This is a genomic window from Nonomuraea jabiensis, assembly GCF_014204795.1.
GTDB lineage: Bacteria > Actinomycetota > Actinomycetes > Streptosporangiales > Streptosporangiaceae > Nonomuraea > Nonomuraea jabiensis.
Genome location: NZ_JACHMB010000001.1, coordinates 7,385,818 through 7,404,138, shown reverse-complemented (window position 1 = coordinate 7,404,138; position 18,321 = coordinate 7,385,818). Strand labels below are relative to the sequence as shown.

14 protein-coding genes are annotated in these 18,321 nt (G+C 71.7%); 6 read left to right on the top strand and 8 right to left on the bottom strand.

What is annotated here, in order from left to right; translation table 11 throughout:
• Positions 1–296: 296 nt before the first annotated feature.
• The 4 genes from HD596_RS33875 to HD596_RS33860 all read left to right on the top strand — a co-directional run bounded on the left by HD596_RS33875 (position 297) and on the right by HD596_RS33860 (position 5,348).
• The gene (locus HD596_RS33875; RefSeq protein ID WP_185073295.1) at positions 297–1,283 is read left to right on the top strand and encodes an alpha/beta hydrolase; all 987 of its coding nucleotides are present in this window, start codon (positions 297–299) and stop codon (positions 1,281–1,283) included.
• Between the two features lie 129 nt (positions 1,284–1,412).
• On the top strand, positions 1,413–2,057 hold the full coding sequence (locus HD596_RS33870) for a biliverdin-producing heme oxygenase (protein ID WP_185073294.1): 645 nt from the start codon (positions 1,413–1,415) through the stop codon (positions 2,055–2,057).
• Positions 2,058–3,318: 1,261 nt separating this feature from the next.
• A complete protein-coding gene (locus tag HD596_RS33865) occupies positions 3,319–3,918 on the top strand; it encodes a TetR/AcrR family transcriptional regulator (protein ID WP_185073293.1) in 600 nt (199 codons plus the stop codon).
• The gene (locus HD596_RS33860) at positions 3,915–5,348 is read left to right on the top strand and encodes an MFS transporter (protein ID WP_313045446.1); all 1,434 of its coding nucleotides are present in this window, start codon (positions 3,915–3,917) and stop codon (positions 5,346–5,348) included. The genes HD596_RS33865 and HD596_RS33860 overlap by 4 nt, the downstream gene beginning before the upstream one ends.
• Before the next feature lie 14 nt (positions 5,349–5,362).
• Here HD596_RS33860 and HD596_RS33855 read toward each other — a convergent pair whose 3' ends face one another.
• Positions 5,363–6,592 (bottom strand): cytochrome P450, encoded by a 1,230-nt coding sequence (locus HD596_RS33855; protein ID WP_185073292.1) that lies wholly within the window; start codon positions 6,590–6,592, stop codon positions 5,363–5,365.
• A gap of 120 nt (positions 6,593–6,712) precedes the next feature.
• On the opposite strand from HD596_RS33855, the gene HD596_RS33850 reads away from it, so the two are divergent.
• A complete protein-coding gene (locus tag HD596_RS33850) occupies positions 6,713–8,089 on the top strand; it encodes an FG-GAP and VCBS repeat-containing protein (RefSeq protein ID WP_185073291.1) in 1,377 nt (458 codons plus the stop codon).
• 26 nt (positions 8,090–8,115) lie between these two features.
• Here the strand turns inward: HD596_RS33850 and HD596_RS33845 are convergent, their stop codons facing one another.
• Genes HD596_RS33845 through HD596_RS33820 form a run of 6 tightly spaced genes read right to left on the bottom strand, consistent with a single transcriptional unit; the run spans position 8,116 to position 14,007 of the window.
• Positions 8,116–9,588, bottom strand: a complete 1,473-nt coding sequence (locus HD596_RS33845) for a sensor histidine kinase (protein WP_313045444.1) — start codon at positions 9,586–9,588, stop codon at positions 8,116–8,118.
• A gap of 47 nt (positions 9,589–9,635) precedes the next feature.
• Entirely contained in the window at positions 9,636–10,331 is a 696-nt protein-coding gene (locus HD596_RS33840; RefSeq protein ID WP_185073289.1) for a response regulator transcription factor, read from the bottom strand.
• A complete protein-coding gene (locus HD596_RS33835; RefSeq protein WP_185073288.1) occupies positions 10,328–10,870 on the bottom strand; it encodes a hypothetical protein in 543 nt (180 codons plus the stop codon). The genes HD596_RS33840 and HD596_RS33835 overlap by 4 nt, the downstream gene beginning before the upstream one ends.
• Positions 10,871–10,880: 10 nt before the next feature.
• Positions 10,881–12,131 carry an ABC transporter permease gene (locus tag HD596_RS33830; protein ID WP_185073287.1) on the bottom strand — a complete coding sequence of 417 codons (1,251 nt, stop codon included), beginning with the start codon at positions 12,129–12,131 and terminating at the stop codon, positions 10,881–10,883.
• Positions 12,128–12,871 (bottom strand): ABC transporter ATP-binding protein, encoded by a 744-nt coding sequence (locus HD596_RS33825; protein ID WP_185073286.1) that lies wholly within the window; start codon positions 12,869–12,871, stop codon positions 12,128–12,130. The genes HD596_RS33830 and HD596_RS33825 overlap by 4 nt, the downstream gene beginning before the upstream one ends.
• Positions 12,868–14,007, bottom strand: a complete 1,140-nt coding sequence (locus HD596_RS33820; protein ID WP_185073285.1) for an efflux RND transporter periplasmic adaptor subunit — start codon at positions 14,005–14,007, stop codon at positions 12,868–12,870. The genes HD596_RS33825 and HD596_RS33820 overlap by 4 nt, the downstream gene beginning before the upstream one ends.
• Before the next feature lie 176 nt (positions 14,008–14,183).
• Between HD596_RS33820 and HD596_RS64010 the strand changes: the two genes are divergently transcribed.
• Positions 14,184–15,929 carry an efflux RND transporter periplasmic adaptor subunit gene (locus HD596_RS64010; protein ID WP_185073284.1) on the top strand — a complete coding sequence of 582 codons (1,746 nt, stop codon included), beginning with the start codon at positions 14,184–14,186 and terminating at the stop codon, positions 15,927–15,929.
• A gap of 812 nt (positions 15,930–16,741) precedes the next feature.
• On the opposite strand, the gene HD596_RS33810 is transcribed toward HD596_RS64010, so the two are convergent.
• The gene (locus tag HD596_RS33810) at positions 16,742–18,289 is read right to left on the bottom strand and encodes an alkaline phosphatase D family protein (RefSeq protein WP_185073283.1); all 1,548 of its coding nucleotides are present in this window, start codon (positions 18,287–18,289) and stop codon (positions 16,742–16,744) included.
• Between the last annotated feature and the right edge of the window lie 32 nt (positions 18,290–18,321).

The following is an 18,321-nucleotide window of genomic DNA, read 5'->3' as shown; positions in this document are numbered from 1 at the left end:
CTCCCGAGCCACGGTCGAGCGGACGGTCACGCATCGTGCTCTGCTGGGACCCTCCAAACCTGATCCGAAGCGCCGCCGGGACGCGCGCCTCCACCCACACGCCGTTGAAAGCCCCCTGACGGGGCACGCCGAGGCAGAGCCCCATTCAAGTCTCAAGTCGCTCGACAGTCATCAGGCCGCCCGGCACGCACCACACCGAGCACGCGACGTAACCCCGCCTCCCCCTCCAGTACTACGGAAAAGGTCAAACCCTGCGGTGACGCGGACAGCAGGCCACTCTCCGTAACGTTCCCCGCATGCTCAGAAACCTTCTCCTCGCGGGGCTCGTGACGGTGGGCGCGCTCGTGGTGTGGCCGGGGCAGCCGAGCGGGCGGCTGGTGCGGATCTACGGCGACCTGGCCACCGCCGACCGGGTAGCGGTCATCGTGCCCGGCGCCGACACGACGGTGGCCACGTTCGACGACGGCACGAAGCGCCCCGGAGGCGCGGCGAGAGCCCTGCTGGCGGAGGCCGCACGGCTCGCCCCCCGCGAGCGGCTGGCGGTGGTGGCATGGCTGGGCTACGACTCCCCACCCACGCTGAGCCTAAGTGTGATCACCAGCGACGCGGCGCTCAAAGGCGCCCGCGCACTGCGCCGCACCATCTCGGAGCTCCACGCACGCACCCCCTCCCCGATCGCACTGCTGTGCCACAGCTACGGCTCGGTCCTGTGCGCCAAAGCCGTCCCCGGCTTACCCGTGACCGACCTCGCCGTCTTCGGCAGCCCCGGCCTCGACGCACCCTCTGCCGCCACCCTGGCCCAGCCGACCCGCAACGCAGAGCCCGCCCGAGCCGCCATCAGCGCCCCCACCGCAAACACCACGCTCGGCATGAAAGGCGGACACGACACTCAAGGTGCAACCTGCCCGCAGGACACCCACGGCACGACCGGCGCGCAGGACGATCAGGGCGCGACAGGTTCGCCGGGCGTATGTGGCACGGCGGACTTGCTGGTCAGCCGGCGCAAGGCAAGCGAGGAGGGTTCTCAGAGCGGCGCGAGAGGTGCACGGGTGGTGCCGCTGCGGATCTGGGCAGGGCTCGGGGAGAGCGACTGGGTCAGGTTCGTGCCGAAGGTCAAGCTCGGCCCCATGGGCTTCGGCGCCGACCCTATGAGCCCTTCGTTCGGGGCTCGTGTCTTCGCGGTGGGCGCGGGCGGGCACAGCGACTACTTCACCCCCGGAACCCCATCGCTCCGCAACCTGGCGCTCATCGCTCTCGGGCACGAAGGCGAGGTGACCCCTTGACGTGGTGTTTCCTGGGTACGAGAGAGAAGAGCCGGATTTTGATGACACGGTGTCGTCATCAACTTGACGCCGGATGCCGATGTTTGTGACACTTTGTCATGAAACTTCCCGTGCGAGTTGAGGTAGGCCGTGAGCACCCCGTTCTCCGAAACCCTGAAGAACGCCACCTGGGCTGACCACGAGTCCGCCGAAGGCGAGAGCTATCTCGCGGAGCTCATGGGCGGCCGCCTGAGCGAGCAGGAATACGGCGAAATGGTAGCTCAGCACTACTTCGCGTACATGGCACTTGACGGCGTGTCACGCCAACTTTCCGATCATCCGGTGGCGGGCCGCTTCGTCTTTCCTGAGCTGTATCGAGAGCGGGCACTGGAGCGGGACCTCGCGACGATCTACGGCCCGAGCTGGCGAAGCCGGATCGTGCCGTCCAAAGCCACCCGCACGCTGGTCGCGCGGATCCACCAGGTGGCCGATTGGCCAAGTGGCTACATCGCGCACCATTACACGCGCTACCTGGGCGATCTTTCCGGCGGTCAGTTCATCCGCATGGAGCTGCAGAAGATCTACGGATACGGCACTGACGGGGGCGTCGACTTCTACATCTTCGACGGTCTGGGCAGCCTGCCGAGGTTCAAGAACGAGTACCGCGCGCGGCTGGACGAGCTCGAACTGGACGATCGGGAGCGTCAACGCATGATCCGCGAGGTGAAGCTGGCGTACCAGCTCAACACCGAGGTGCTGGCCGAACTCCTCCACGTCGTCAAGACAGCCGCCTAACCCGCCAGGGCCCCCGTCACGACTACCGCCTCACCACCAGCATCCGCCCGTCAGGACTACTGCCTGACGCCCGATGGGTCGGCCTCGCCACCAGCATCCGCCCGTCACGACAGCCGCCTAACCCGCCAGAGCCCCCCGTCACGACTACCGCCTCACCGCCAGCATCGGCCCGTCAGGACTGCCGGCTGACGCCCGACGCCCAACCTCACCATCAGCATCCGGCCGTCAGGACAGCCGCCTAACCCCGCCAGAGCCCGCGTCACGACTACCGCCTCACCGCCAGCATCCGCCCGTCAGGACTGCCGGCTGACGCCCGACGCCCAGCCTCACCAGCGGCATCCGCCCGTCACGACTACCGCCTGACGCCGACGACCGGCTTCACCACGCTGTCACAGCTGTCACCCACCAACGCGCCCTCCACGCCCCTCCCCCATCCAACCAGCCGCCCCTTGTCAGGCCTCGCCACCTAGCCACCGGTGACGCCAGGCGGTCCGCAGCTGCCATCTGACGACCGACGTGCCCTCACGGCCACCGCCCAGCCACCGACGATTGCGCTCACCACACCGTCGCGGACTGGGCCTTCATCAACGGCCGTCTCTCCACGTCGTTGGAACCGCCCAACCATCGGCAGCCGGTGTCTGCCCGTCGTCAGCATCGCCGACGCGCAACGCGCAACAGGCAACCCCGCTATGCCTTCGCGGCTGCCGTCCAACCACCGGCGAGCGCCCGTATCACGTCATGACAGCCCACCAACCGCCGACGAGACCCCTCACCACATCAACAGGACAAGCCGAGACCCTCACCACATCAACAGGCGGACCACCCACCACCGACGGCTCCCCTCGTCATCAGGACGGGCCACCAGCCACCGACGGTCACCTCACCACATCATCAGGACAGGCCACCCCACCCCCAACGAGAGCCCTCACCACGTCAACACGACAAGCCACCCACCACCGACCAGGCCCCTCACCACATCATCAGAACAAGCCACCAACCACCAATGAGAGCCCTCACCGCGTCATCAGGACGGACCACCCACCACCGACGGTCACCTCACCACATCATCAGGACAGGCCACCCCACCACCCCAGGCACCTCACCACATCACCACGACCGACGACCGACGACCGACGACCGACGACCGCCGACAGACCGTCTTCGCTGGTCCGGTGCCCATCGGTGGTGGTGGGCTGCGGAGGGGAGGGGGAATGAGGGGAGCGGGCGTCGGCTTCTGACGATCCCGGCCTACGATGGGCCTATGCCTCGGATCTCCGCCGCCACGATCGGCGAGCATCGAACGCAGACGCGGGACCGGATCCTGCAGGCCGTCTCCCGGCTGTCCAGGGTGCACGGTATCGACGCGATCTCGATGACGGACGTGGCCGGCGAGGCGGGGATCACCAGGACCGTCCTGTACAACTACTTCCCCGACAAGGCGGCCCTGTTGCTGGCGTTCACCGAGCGGGTGACCCAGTACTTCATCGACAGCTACGAGCAGGAGCTGCCGGGGAGTGCCTCGCCGGCTGATCGGCTGCGGGCGTTCGTGCGGCTGCAGTTGGCCGGGCTGCTCGCCCATCCGCATCCGGGTGCCGCCGATCTCAGTGCCGCGCTCGGGCCCGATGCCTACCAGCAGCTGGCCGAGCATGTCGCGCCCATGCAGCGCATTCTGGTGGAGATCCTCGAGAGCGGGGTCGAGTCCGGCGAGTTCCGGGTGCTCGACGTGCAGGCCACGGCTCGCATGATCCTCGCCGTCGTCGGCGCCGAGCGGGTTCCGCTGATCAGCGGGAGCGTGACGGTGGAGCGGGCCGGGGAACTGGTGTCCGAGTTCGTGCTGCGGGCCGTCGGCGGACTCGCGTGAGCGGTGCGGCCGGCGGTGCGGGCACGGCGCCCGTGAACGGCCATGTCCAGCTCGGGTCCGCACGCGGCCGCTGGATCCTGACCGCGACCGTGCTCGGCTCCGGGCTGGCGCTGCTCGACAGCACCGTGGTCAACGTCGCCCTGCCGTTCCTGGGCAAAGAACTCGACGCGGGCATGGACGGCCTGCAGTGGACGATCAACGCGTACACGCTCACTCTCGCGGGGCTGATCCTGCTGGGCGGGTCCCTGGGCGACCGGTACGGGCGGCGGAAGATCTTCTTGATCGGCACCGTGTGGTTCGCCGTGGCCTCGGCGCTGTGCGGGCTGTCGCCGAACATCGAGTTCCTGATCGCGGCCCGGGCCCTGCAGGGCATCGGCGGGGCGTTGCTCACGCCGGGCTCGCTGGCGATCATCCAGGCATCGTTCGTGCGGCACGACCGGCCCCGGGCCGTCGGGGTGTGGTCCGGGCTGGGCGGCGTGGCCAGCGCGATCGGGCCGCTGCTGGGCGGCTGGCTGGTGCAGAGCGCGGGGTGGCGCTGGGCGTTCCTGGTCAACCTGCCGTTCGCGGCGCTGATCGTGCTCGTGACCCTGCGGCACGTGCCGGAGAGCAAGGACGAGCAGGCGGCGGGGCGGTTCGACGTGCTGGGGGCGGTGCTGGCGGCGCTGGCGCTGGCCGGGATCACGTACGGGCTGATCGAGACGGGCGCGCCGGTGCCGCTGGTCGCGGGGCTGGTGCTGGGCGCGATCTTCGTGGTGATCGAGATCCGCAGGTCGCCCGACGCGCTGGTGCCGGTGGAGATCTTCCGCAGCCCGGTCTTCACCGCCGTGAACGTGGTGACGCTGATCATGTACGCGGCCATGGGCGTGGTGTTCTTCCTGCTCGTGGTCCAGCTCCAGGTGGTGTCCGGATTCGGGCCCATCGCGGCGGGCCTGGCGATGCTGCCGACGACGATCCTGATGCTGCTCCTGTCGCCCCGCGCCGGAGAGCTCGCCAAGCGATTCGGGCCGCGCTGGCCGATGACGGGCGGGATCCTGCTGGCGGCCGGCGGCTTCCTCGCGATGAGCACGATCGGGCCGGGTGCCTCCTACCCGCTGCAGGTCCTGCCCGCGGCGACCCTGTTCGGGCTGGGGCTGTCGGCGGCGGTCGCGCCGCTGACCTCGACCGTGCTGGCCACGGCCGAGGAGCGGCACGCGGGCACGGCCAGCGGCGTCAACAACGCCGTGGCCCGCACCGGGAGCCTGCTCGCCGTGGCGGCCGTGCCGCCGCTGGTCGGGCTGGTGGGCGACGCGTTCAGGAACCCGCCGGTGTTCGACGCCGGGTTCCACCTGGCGATGCTGGTCAGCGCCGCGATGATGGTGGTGGCGGCGCTGATCACGTTCTTCACGATCAGGACGAACGTGCTGGCGGTCGAGGACGACCAGCCGGACTGAGTCCCGTCGCGGCGTCAGAAGGTGAACGGCTGGGCGCGGACGCTGTTGTCGAAGTTCGACAGCAGCAGGTCGGGCTCGCCGACCGAGCGGATGTCGGGCAGCCTGGTCAGCAGCTCGCGGAACATCGTGCGCAGCTCCTGCCTGGCCAGGTTGGCGCCGAGGCAGAAGTGCGGCCCGGGGCCGCCGAAGCCGACGTGCGGCTTGGTCTCGCGGGTGATGTCGAACGTGTCGGCGTCGGGGAAGACCGACTCGTCCCGGTTGGCCGAGCCGTAGAACAGGACGACCTTGTCGCCCTTCTTCAGCTCCAGCCCGCGCAGCGAGTAGTCCTCGGTGAGCGTGCGCCGGAACTGCATGATCGGCGAGACGTACCGGACCATCTCCTCGATCGCGCCGTTGATGTGCGTGTCGAAGTCGCTCATCAGCAACTCGCGCTGCGCCGGGTTGTCGGTGAGCAGCTTGATGCCGTGCGCCATCGTGTTGCGGGCCGTCTCGTTGCCCGCGACCAGCAGCAGCGAGAAGAACGAGCCGAGCTCCTTGTCGGTCAGCTTCTCCCCGTCAGGGTTGGCGTTGACCAGCAGCGACACCAGGTCGCCCTTGGGGTCGGCGACGCGCTCGTGGCCGAGCTTGATGACCATGCGCTGCAGGGCGAGCAGGGCCAGCATGTTCTGGCCGGCCATCTGGACGCTGCGGGCCAGACTGGGGCGCACGCCGGTGTAGGCGGTGGAGATGTCGACGTGCTGGTGGACCTTCTCGCGCAGCTCCTGCGGGATGTCCAGCATGTCGCAGATGACGTGGATGGGCAGCCGGGCGGCCACCTGGGTGACGAAGTCGCGCGGGCCCTCCCTGACGACGTCGTCGACGATGCGGGCGCAGGCGGCCTCGATGTCGCTCTGCAGGCCGGCCAGCATCTTCGGGCTGAACGAGCGGGTGACGATCCGGCGCAGGCGGGCGTGGCGCGGGTCGTCCATGTTGACCATCGACTCCCCGAACACCTGCTTCACCCAGCCGGGCGGCTCCGGGTTGGTGACGGCGGGCTCGCTGGAGAAGATCTTGGCGTTGCGGCTGGCCTCGACCACGTCCGCGTGCCGCACGAGGGCGTAGAAGCCCTTGCCCGAGCGCAGGAAAGGCACCTTCTTCTCGGGGAAGAACACCGGGTGCTCCAGCTGCCGGAGCCGGGCGAACGCCTCGTTGCGCTCTTTGGGCGGCTTGCGCCAGAAATCCAGATCCGCGAGATCGATGTCCACGCGTCTATCCTGGCACGTTCCCACCACGCCGTGGATCGCCAAGCGATGTGCATCCGGCTCTCCTGGGCCGTTCTCGCGCTGTTCAGGCACGGTTCGACCTCAGTGGACATTACTTCCGTTATGAACCTTCTCCTCGCCGCCTGCCTGGTTCTTCCTCTGGCCTCCGGTACGACTCCCGCCGCGGCACGGGCGTGCGGCGGGCACCCTCTCGACTTCGACGGCGACGGACGGCCCGACCTGGCCGTGGCCGCGCCCTACGACGGCTCCCGGGCCGGATCGGTGACCGTGATGTACGGGTCCGGGAAGAAGGTGAAGCTGACCCAGAACGGCGCCGAACCCGGTGACTCGTTCGGATCGGCGCTGGCCGTCGGCGACTTCAACGGCGACAAGTGCGCCGACCTGGCCGTCGGGGTGTCGGAGGAGTTCGTGGGGGCGCGGGTGCCGGGCGGGGACGGCAACGGGGTCGTCCAGATCTTCAACGGCTCGGTCGACGGGCTGGTCCCGGGCAAGGAGCTGGCGCTGGCCAAGCCGTCCAGCGACCGGTTCGGGGCCTCGCTGGCCGCCGGTGACCTCGACGGGGACGGCAAGGACGAACTGGTCGTCGGCGCGCCCAGCCACCGGTCGGGCGGGGCGGTGACGGTGTACTGGATGAAGGGGCGCAAGCCGTACCAGATCACTCAGAAGACGTCGTGGGTGCGGCAGGCGGCGAGCGTGACCGACCAGTGGGGCGCCGCGCTGGCGACCGGGGACTTCGACGGGGACGGCAAGGACGAGCTGGTCGTGGGCGCGCCCGCCGACAGCGTCACGCTGGACGGGCAGGGGTCGGTGACCGTCCTCGACGTACGGGCCAAGCGGGCGCGGCTGCTCACCCAGAGCAGCCCCGGCATCAAGGGGGCCTCCGAGAAGTGGGACGCGTTCGGGGCCTCGCTGGCCACGGGCGACTTCAACGGCGACGGGCGGTCCGACCTGGCCATCGGGGTGCCGGGCGAGGGGCTCAGCGCCAACCAGCGGGCCATGGACTACGGCGACGGCACCGTGGACGTCCTGTACGGCTCGCGCGGCGGGCTGACCACCCGCAAGAGCGAGGCGTGGTCGCAGAACACGCTCAAGGGGGTGGCCCGGTACTACGACCGGTTCGGGGCGTCGCTGGCCGCCGGGGACTTCAACGGGGACGGCCACGACGAGCTGGCCATCGGCGTGCCCGGGGAGAAGGCGGTCCAGGTGCTGGCCGGGCGGGCGTCCGGCGGGCTCACGCGGGTGGGGAACCTGCTGATCAAGGGCGAGGGGCGGGACTTCGGGGCCGCCCTGGCCGCGGTGCCCCTGAGCGAGCGCTACCGGACGCTGGGGGCGCGGCGGCCGGTGTACGGGCTCGTGGTGGCGGCGCCGGACCAGGGGCTGGTCATGTACGCTCCCGGGTCCCGGAAGGCGGGGCTGAAGCTGGGCAAGGTGCGCCGGCTCAGCAGGGGCACGGGCCTGTACGGGTACACCTTCGGCTGAGCCGCTCCCCGCGGCGCCGCCGGTGGTCAGGTGGGCGGTGCGGTGGCGGTCGCGGGGAGGATGATGCGGAACAGGGCGCCCTTGCCGGGCGAGCCTTCCGCCATCACGATGCCCCCGTGCGCCTCCACCAGCGTCGCCGCGATCGACAGCCCCAGCCCCGACCCGCCCGCGCTCCGCGCCGGGTCCGCCCGGTAGAAGCGCTCGAAGACGCGTTCGGCCACCTCCGGCGGGAAGCCGGGCCCCTCGTCGGCCACCTCCACCACGGCCTGGTCCCCGTCCAAGCCCACCCGCACCTGGAAGGGCGTGCCGGGCGGCGTGTGGGTGAGGGCGTTCGTGACGAGGTTGTTGAGCACCTGCCCGAGCCGCGACTCGTCCCCCGTCACGATCACGTCCCCCTCGCCCCCGAACAGCCGCACCAGCTCGATCCTGCGGTCCGGCGCCAGCGTCTGGGCGTCGATGACGGCGGTGGCGGCCAGGCTGAGCAGGTCCACGGGCCGCCGGGCCAGCTCGCGCCGCTGGTCGAGGCGGGCCAGCAGGAGCATGTCCTCCACCAGCAGCCCCATCCGGGCCGCCTGCCCCTCGATGCGGCTCAGCAGCCGTACGGCCTCCGCCAGGTCCTTGTCCTCCCCCAGCCGGAACAGCTCGGCGAACCCCCTGATCGACGTCAGCGGCGTGCGCAGCTCGTGGGAGGCGTCGGCCATGAACCTGCGCATCAGCTCCTCCGAGCGCCGGGCGGCCGTGGCGGACTGGCGGGCCGACTCGGCGGCCGCCTCGCGCTCGCGCGCCGCCGACTCGATCTGCGCGAGCATGCCGTTGAGCGAACGGCCGAGCTTGCCGACCTCGGTGGTGGCCGCCCACATGGGCACGCGGCGCGACAGGTCGCCGCCCGCGATGTCCCTGGCCGTACGCCCGATCTCGCGGAGCGGGCGCAGGCTGCGGCGCACCAGCCAGTAGCAGGCGAACCCGAGCACCACCAGCGTGCCGCCGCCGGCGACCCCCACGATCAGGGCGAGCTGGGAGACGGTGGCGTCCACGTCGCCCAGGTTGACGGCGATCACCCGGATCTCGCCGTCCCGGACCGGCACGGCGACGACGCGCCAGCTCGGGCCTCCGGCGGCGCGCGACTCGACAGTGAAGGGGTGCCCGTGGAGCGCGAGGACCGTGGGGAGGTCGAGCTTGGGCAGGGCGGGCGTGTGGTCCTCGGTGGACTCGCTGATCGTCCTGACCGGGGCGCCGGTGGAGTCGAGGATCACCGCGTAGAACAGGCCGAAGAAACGCTGCGGGCGGGCGCCGGGACGGGGCTGGTCGGTCGGCGGCGGGAGCGGCTCGCGCAGCGGGCGGGTGGCCGCCAGCAGCTGCTGGTCCACGCGCTCGACGAGGTAGCCGCGCATCAGGCGTACGGCGAACAGGCCGGTCACGGTGATGGCGAGCGTGACCAGCAGGAGGGTCGCCGACACCAGCCGTAGCCACAGCGGGGACCTGGCCAGGTGCTTGCGCACCGCCGCGCCCTTCGCGCGGAGGTGGTGAGCGGGAGAGGCGGCGCCGCTCATACGCGGGGCGGGCGCAGGATGTAGCCCACCCCGCGCAGCGTGTGCAGGTATTTGCGCTCCCCCGTGTCCACCTTCCGCCGCAGGTAGGAGACGTACGACTCGACGAGCCCGACGTCGGTGCGCCAGTCGCCGTTCCAGACGTGGTCGAGGATCTGCGTCTTGGACAGCACCCGGCCCACGTTGAGCATGAAGTACCGCAGCAGCCTGAACTCCGTCGGCGACAGCTTCACCGGGATGCCGTCGCGCCACACCTCGTGGCTCTCCTCGTCCAGCTCCAGGTCGGCCACCCGCAGCCGGTTGGGCGGCGGCACGCCGCGCCGGGTCCTGCGCAGCACCGCCCGGATCCTGGCGATGACCTCCTCCAGGCTGAACGGCTTGGTCACGTAGTCCTCGCCCAGGCCCAGCCCCGCGATGCGGTCCTCGAAGGCGTCCTTGGCGGTCACGAACAGCACCGGGACCCGGCGGCCGCGGGACCGCAGCCTGCCCGCGACCGCCAGGCCGTCCAGGTCGGGCAGCATGACGTCGAGCATCACCAGGTCAGGCGAGCTCTCCTCGGCCACCCGCAGCGCCTCCATGCCGTCGGCCGCGGTCAGCACCTCGAAGCCGGCCATGCGCAGGCTGGCCGAGAACAGCTCCCTGATGTTGGGCTCGTCGTCGACCACCAGCAGCCGGGCTTCGGGCTCGCGCGTCATCGCGGGCCTCCTCCGAGGTTCCCCTGCGTGATCGAGGTCGCGGTCACCGAGCCGTCGCCGCCCTGCTGCCCGCGTACGACCACCGAGGTGCCGGTCCGGAGGTCGGTCACCTTCCCGGGCTTGGAGATCTGGACGGTGGTCCGCTCGTCGGTGGTGACCGTGACGGTGGAGCCGTCCATGGTCTTCACGTAGACCTTGCCGCCCTCGACCTTCTCGACGGTGCCGATGGTGCCTCCCCCGCCGCCGCCCATCCGCTGGCCTCCACCGTAGCCGGGCGGCTGCCCGAATCCGCCGCGCTGCTGGCCGAAACCGCCCTGCTGCTGACCGTACCCGCCGCCCACGGGGCGCTGCTGCGCCCCGGCGGCGGAGGCGGCCGGCGAGCCGAACAGGTTGGCGGCCTGAATGCCGATGAGGATACCGGCCACCAGCACGACGCCGGCGGCCAGCGCCAGCGTGAGCTTGGAGGTGCCCTTCCGCGGCTGTACGGCGAGCTCCTCCTTCAGGTCGTCGGGGTACGGCGAGGAGTCGAGCTGGGCCATGTCATTCTCCTTATTCGTGGCGCAGGGCCTGGATCGGCCGCAGCTTGGCCGCCCGGTTGGCGGGATAACTGCCGAAGAACAGCCCGATCCCCACCGACACGCCCAGCGCGAGCGCCACCGACGACGGCACGAGGACCGGTTCGATGCCGGCCACGGTGAACCTGGTCCCGATGAACGCCACCAGCACCCCGGACAGCCCGCCGACCAGGCTCAGCATCGTGGCCTCCAGCAGGAACTGGCCCAGGATCGCGCTCCTGGGCGCGCCGATCGCCTTGCGGATGCCGATCTCGCGCGTGCGCTCCGTGACGGTCACCAGCATGATGTTGGTGATGCCGATGCCGCCCACCAGCAGCGAGATCGCGGCCACGGCGCCCAGCAGCACGGTGAAGGTGCCGGTCGCCGCGCTGACGGTCTCCTGCAAGGTGGCCTGGTTGAGGATGCGGTAGTCGGCGTTGTCGTTCTTGACGCCGTGCCGCTGGTTGAGGACGGCCGTGACCTCGGCCTGCGCCGCCGTCGTGGTCTCCGCCCCGGACGCCTGCACGACGATCGAGTTGAGCGAGCCGAACCCGCTCAGGCTCTGCTGCACGGCGGGCAGCGGCGCGATGGCCACGTCGTCGGCGTCCTGCATGCCGGTGGACCCGGTCTCCTTCAGCACCCCGACGACCGTGAACGGCACGCCGGACACGCTGACCTGCTTGCCGATGGGATCGACGGTGCCGAACAGCTCCTCCACGACGGTCTGGCCGAGCACCAGGACCTTCCTGGCGGCCAGCACGTCGTCGTTGAAGAAGTACGTGCCCTTCGTGACGGGCTTGTTGACGGCTTCGAAGTAGCTGGGGTACGTGCCGACGAACTGCGAGATCGCGTGGCTGGCGGCCCCGTACGTGGCCGTCGAGGAGGAGGCGGTCACGACCGGCGAGACGCTCCTGACGGAGGGCGCCAGGGTCTTGTCGGTCAGCGCCTTGGCGTCGGCCAGGCTGAGCTGCCTGGCCTGGGTGCGCGGGCCGGTGTTCGCGCCGCCGCCGGGCGCCCGCATGCCGCCACCGCCACCGCCGCCCGAGAACTGCGGGGAGATCGTCAGGGTGTTGGCGCCGAGGCGCTGGATGTTGCGCTGGATGCTCTGCGAGGAGCCCTCGCCGACGGCGACCAGCATGATGACCGCGGCGACGCCGATGAGGATGCCGAGCGTGGTCAGCGAGCTGCGCATCTTGTTGGCCAGCAGGCCGCGCAGCGCGAAGCGGAGGATCTCGAGCTGGTTCACCGGGCCGCTCCCGCCATCCGCGGCGGCGGGCCGTCCACCGGCCCCTGGCGGCGGTCCTCCACGATCTCGCCGTCCACCAGCCTGATGACCCGCTTGGCGTGCGCGGCCACGTCGTTCTCGTGGGTGATGAGCACGATCGTGCGGCCCGACTCGCTGAGCCGGTCCAGGATCTCCAGGACGTCGTTCGTGGAGGCGGTGTCGAGGTTGCCGGTCGGCTCGTCGGCCAGCAGCAGCGCGGGCGCGGTGACCAGGGCCCTGGCGACGGCCACGCGCTGCTGCTGGCCGCCGGAGAGCTGGTTCGGCTCGTGGTGTACGCGGTCGGTCAGCCCGACCTGCTCCAGCGCCGCCAGGGCCCGCCTGCGCCGCTCGGCCTGGCCGATGCCGCCGTACACGAGCGGCAGCTCGACGTTGGCCAGCGCGCTCATGCGCGGGATCAGGTTGAACGACTGGAACACGAACCCGACCCTGCGGTTGCGCAGGATGGCGAGCTGGCGCTCGTCCAGCTGTCCGACGTCGGCGCCGTCGATCAGGTACGTGCCGGAGGTGGGGATGTCGAGGCAGCCGAGGATGTTCATGAGCGTGGACTTGCCGGAGCCGGAGGCGCCCATGATGGCGACGTAGTCGCCGCGCTCGACGTCCAGGCTGATGCCGCGCAGGGCGCGGACCTTCGCGTCGCCCTCGCCGTACTCCTTGACCAGGTCCTGCACCCGCAGGACAGGGGGGACCTCCGGGGCCGTCATCGCCCGCCTCCCGGCCCGCCGCCGGGCACGCCGCCCCCGCCGGGGAAGCCGCCGCCACCGCCGAAGCGCAGGTTGCCGCCCGTGCCGCCCGTCGTCGTGGTCGCCGGGGGCACGATCTGGTCGCCCTCGGAGACGCCCGACTTGATCTCGGTCAGCGTCGTGCCCTGCACGCCGACCTCCACCGGGGTCCTGGTCTGCGTGCCGTTCCTGAGCAGGGTGACCGTGGTCTGGCCGCCGCTGGTGGAGACGGCCGTCGAGGGTACGGTGACGACGTTGTCGGCCTGGCCGACCACGACCTCGACCGTGGCCGTCTGGCCCAGCCGCACCTGGCCCGGGACCTTCGTGAACGTCACCGTGACCGGATATTGCACGACATTGTTGCTGGTGGAGGCGACCGGCTGGATCTGGGTGACCTTGCCCGTGGCGGTCACCCCCGGCAGGGCGTCGAACGTGACCGTGGCCTCCTGGCCGTTCTTGAGCTTGCCGACGTCGGACTCGGTGAAGGTACCCACGAGCTGCAGCTTCCCGGTGTCGGCCAGCTCGATGAAGCCGCCGGAGCTCTGAGCGCCGGCCGAGCCTGAGGACTGGCCCGATGACTGGCCCGTGCCCTGGCCCGCGCCCGCGCTTGACCCTGACCCGGAGCCGGATCCGGAGCCCGAGCTGCTGCCGCCGACCGAGCCGTTCACCGCCGTGATCGTGCCCTTGAACGGCGCCTTCAGCACGGTGGCCGCGACCGTGCGCTGGGCCTCCCGGTAGGCGTTGCGGGCCTTGATGTAGGAGGCGTAGAGCTGCGCCGTCGAGGTCCCGTCGTCGACGGCCTCGTCGTAGGTGGCCTTGGCCGCCGAGAGGCTCTCCTGCGCGGCGTCGTCGTCGAGCCTGGCCAGGAGGTCGCCCTTGCTCACCTTGTCGCCGGCCTTGACGTAGATCTTCTCGACCGTGCCCGTCGTACCGAACGAGAGGGCCCTGGACTTGGAGCTCTCGACCGCGCCCGACGCGGACACCGAGGCCACCACGGAGCCGCGGCTCGCGGTCACGGTCCTGACGGCCGTCTGGCCCGCCGCCTGTCCCGTGCCGAGCTGGGCGTACGCGAGCGCGGCACCGCCCAGCAGGAGCACCGCCAGCGCTCCGTTGGTCATCAGCGCTCTGCGCCTTGTCGACACCTTCACAGGCGGTGACCCTTGCACACCAGGCTGCGCCGGAGCCGCGAGCGAGCTGAACGTTCGCTGACAACCTGAAGGGTCCTCCAGGTACACAGGTAACTCTTAGGCTGCTCGCAGCCTGGCGCGAGCCGGGTTCGCCAGGATGGGCGGCCATGAGACCGACTTTCGCGCTGGGCGGCCTCGCCCTCGCCGTGCTCGTGGCCGGGTCCGGCCTGGCACTGGCGCTGCGCGACGACGCCCCGCCCGCCGTCCAGGTACGCCTCGCCTCCGCGCAGCGCGGCCAGGTCACGGCCACGGTCAGCGCGGCGGGCAACACCGTGGACGGCTCGCGCAGGGACCTGGCGTTCGGCTCTTCGGGGACGCTGACCAAGGTGTACGTCAAAGTCGGGACCAAGGTGAAGAAGGGGCAGGTGCTGGCCAGGATCGACGGGCGGTCGGCGCGGGAGGCGTACACGGCGGCCAAGGCAGATCTCGCCGCCGCAGAGGAGGCCCTGGAGGAGTCCCAGGAGAAGGCCGCGTCCCCGGCCGGCGTCGCCAGCCCCGCGACCTGTACGCCATCCGGAGGCGGCGCGACCCCGGCCACGTCGGCCACCGGCGGGACCCCCACGGGCTCGGCGACGCCCACCGGCGGGACACCTGGGGGCTCGGCGACACCCGCCAGAGGTGCCACCCCAACGGGCTCGGCCACACCCACGGGCCGGCCGAGCGGCGTCGTCGGCGTCGTCGGCACTGGAGCCAACGGTGCGCTCGGGCCGGCCGCTCCCTCCCCCCGGGGCGTGTCCCTCGACAACGGGAGCCCGGCCACCAGCTCCACCCCGCACCCCACCAGCACGCCGACCTCCGTACCCACGGACCCCGGCCCCACCGGCCCCGGGCCCGAGCCGCAGCCCACGGTCACGGTCACCGTGACGGCCACCGCCACCGTCACCACGACCGTCACCGCCACCCCGACCGGCGGCGCTTCCCATGGCGGCATCCCGGGCGGGGGCTCCGACCAGTCCGGGAGCCGCCCGGCCTCGGACGCCACCCCGTCCGCCACGAGCTCCGGCAAGCCGTCCACCAGCGCGAAGCCGTCAACGAGCGGCCGCCCCACGGCCGGTGGCAAGCCGTCGTCGAGACCGAGCACGAGACCGACGGGTGCCGCTGCCCGGCCGAACTCGCAGTCCTCCTGCAACCGCGGCACGGACTCGGCGGGCCAGGGCCAGCCCCAGGCTCAAGGTCAGGGGCAGGGCCAGGGTCAGGGCGGCGTAAGCGAGGAGCAGGCGAGCGCGAACGTGGACCGCGCGCAGGCCGCGCTCGAGCAGGCCGCCGACGCCGTACGGGCGACCCGCATCGTGGCCCCGGCGGCGGGAACGGTGCTGTCGCTGGCGGGCGCGGTCGGCGACCAGGCGGGCACCGGCACCTTCGTCAGCCTCGGCGACCTCAACGAGCTGCAGGTCCAGGCCATGGTCACCGAGTCGGACGTGAACCGGCTCAAGCTCGGCCAGAAGGCCCGGATCACCCTGGCCACCCGGAACGGCCAGCAGTACGAGGGGACGGTCACGGCCATCGCGCCGACCGCGACGGTGAGCGGCCAGCTCGTCCGCTACTCGGTCACCCTGGCCTTCGACGAGCCGCCCGCCGGGCTCATGCTCGGGCAGACCGCCTCGGTCACGGTCACCACGGACACGGCCGCGAACGCGATCTACGTGCCCGCCTCCGCGGTCCGCAGCAGGTCGGACGGCGCCCAGGTGGTCACGGTCCGGGCGGGCGGGCGCGACTCGGCGAAGGTGGTGCGTACGGGCGTCCGCGGCGATCAGTACGTGGAGGTGACCTCAGGCCTGGAAGAGAGCGACGAAGTGGTCATGTCGGGTGCCACGAACGGCGAGTTTCCGGACGCGAGCTGGCCCGGCGCCTGAACCCCTTGGACCGGCCCGGCACCTCCTCTCCCGCCGGGTCCCGGGCAGGGCCGCACGTGCGGCGTGCCGCCCCGGCCCGGCGCGCCCGCCGACGACGCCACCCGGCGCCTCCGGCGGGCGCGGCAAACCCAGCGGACGCCCTGGTGTCCGCCACCCCGCGCGCCCGAAGAACACCGCAGCTGCCCCAGACGGGCGCGATGGGCGCGCCAGGCGGGTGCGGCGGAGGTGGCGGGCGGAGGTGGCGGGCGGAGGTGGCGGGGCGGGCGCGCCCGGTGCGGCGGGCGGATGCGCGAGATGGCGCCCCGTGGCCGTGGTACGCGCCCGGTGGGCGGGGCGGGCGTGTCAAGCAGGCGCACGATGCGGCGCCGCCGGTGGGCGCGATGCGACGCCTCCGGTGGGCGTGGCGGCCCAGTGGGCGTGGCGGCCCAGTGGGCGTGGCGGCCCAGTGGGCGTGGCGGCCCAGTGGGCGTGGCGGCAGGCGCGTAATGCAGCGCCTCCAGTGCGCAGCGGGCGCCGCCGACGCGCGTGGTGGCGTGGTACGACGCCACCGGTGGGCGTGACGGCGTGCCGGCAAGCGCGTAATCCGGCGCCGCCGGTGCGTGGTGCGCGCCCCGGTGGGTGTGGCCGGTGGGTGTGGCCGGTGGGTGTGGCCGGTGGGTGTGGCCGGTGGGTGTGGCCGGTGGGTGTGGCCGGTGGGTGTGGCCGGTGGGTGTGGCCGGTGGGTGTGGCCGGTGGGTGTGGCCGGTGGGTGTGGCCGGTGGGTGTGGCCGGTGGGTGGTTGAGGGGATTTTCAGGTTGTTTCCAGCGAACGTTCAGCCGACGCGCGGTGCGCCCGCCTGCCCGGCGGCCGCCGGGCCGGTGGTGGCCGGGATGGTGAGGCGGTGGGCGGTCTTGGCCTGGGCGCCCCGGCGGGAGATGTAGTCCAATGTCCGGAAATCGACGGAAAGCTCATCCCGGGTCAGCCGCGCCATCAGATACCCCCGCCGCTGATCGATGAAGGAGAAGTGCGGGTTCTCCTGCAGCGCCTCCGCGATCCACGTCCGGTCCCGGTACCCGTCACCGTCGCTCGCGATCGACGAGGCGATCAGCTCCTTGGCCACCACCGGCGAGTCAGGGTCGTCGAAGTCGGCCTTGAGCTCGGCCAGGTGGTGCATGTGCGCGTCCCCGGTCAGCACCACCGGGTTCTCGGTCCCCCGCAGCGCCCCCAGCAGCCGGGTCCGCTCGGCGGCGTAGCCGTCCCAGGAGTCGAGGTTCACCTCGCGCCCCGGCCCGACCTTGTAGTCGCGCTGCGCCACCATGATCTGCTGCCCGAGCAGGTTCCAGCGGGTGGTCGAACCGCGCAGGCCGCTCTCCAGCCAGCGCCACTGGTCGGACCCGAGCAGCGTACGCCCCGAGGACAGCCGGTCGTCGCACCCGGCCCGCACGCCGTCCAGGCACGCCTGGTCGTCGCGGAACTGCCGGGTGTCCAGCAGGTGGAAGCGGGCCAGCGTGCCCCAGGAGATGCGCCGGTTCACCCTGAGCACCGCCCCCTGGAGGCTGGCGCGGCGCAGCGGCATGTTCTCGTAGTACGCCCGGAACGCCTGCGCCCTGCGCCTGGTGAAGCCGGGCGCGTTCGTGCTGGAGACGGGCCCGGCCCAGTTGTTCTCCACCTCGTGGTCGTCGAAGGCCACCAGCCACGGCGCCACCGCGTGCGCGGCCTGCAGGTCGCGGTCGCTCTTGTACTGGGCGTGCCGCAGCCGGTAGTCGGCGAGCGTCTCGCACTTGCCGGGCGTGTGGGTGCGTACGCGGCCGGCCAGCGCCGTGTAGCCGCTGGGGCCGTACTCGTACATGTAGTCGCCGAGGAACACCACCAGGTCGGGCTCCTGCTCGGCCAGGCGGCGGTAGGCCGTGTAGTAGCCGTGCTCGTAGTGCGCGCACGCCGCGACCGCGAAGTTCAGCGGCGTCTCCCCGGCGGGGGTCGTCCTGGTGCGGGCCGCCGGGGAGAGCTTGCCCTCGCTTCTGAAGCGGTAGAAGTACTCGCGCCCCGGCTCCAGCCCGTTCAGCTCGACGTGGACGCTGTGGGCGTCGCGCGACCTGGCGGTGGCCGTACCGGACTTGACGATCTTGGAGAAGCGCTCGTCGGCCGAGACCTGCCAGTCCACGTCCACGTCACGGGCGGGCATGCCGCCGCGGCCGTCGCCGGCCAGCGGGTCGAGTGCCAGCCTGGTCCACAGGACGAAGCCGTCGGCCGACGGGTCGCCGGAGGCCACGCCCAGCGTGAAGGGGTCGGATCTGAGGGTTCTGGCCGCTGCCGCCGGAGTGGCGGTCTGGGGGAGGAGGAGGCCGGCTGTCGCCGCTGTCAGGAAGGCTCTGCGGTCCACGTTCACAGGTATGTCCGCCCGCGCTGACCCGG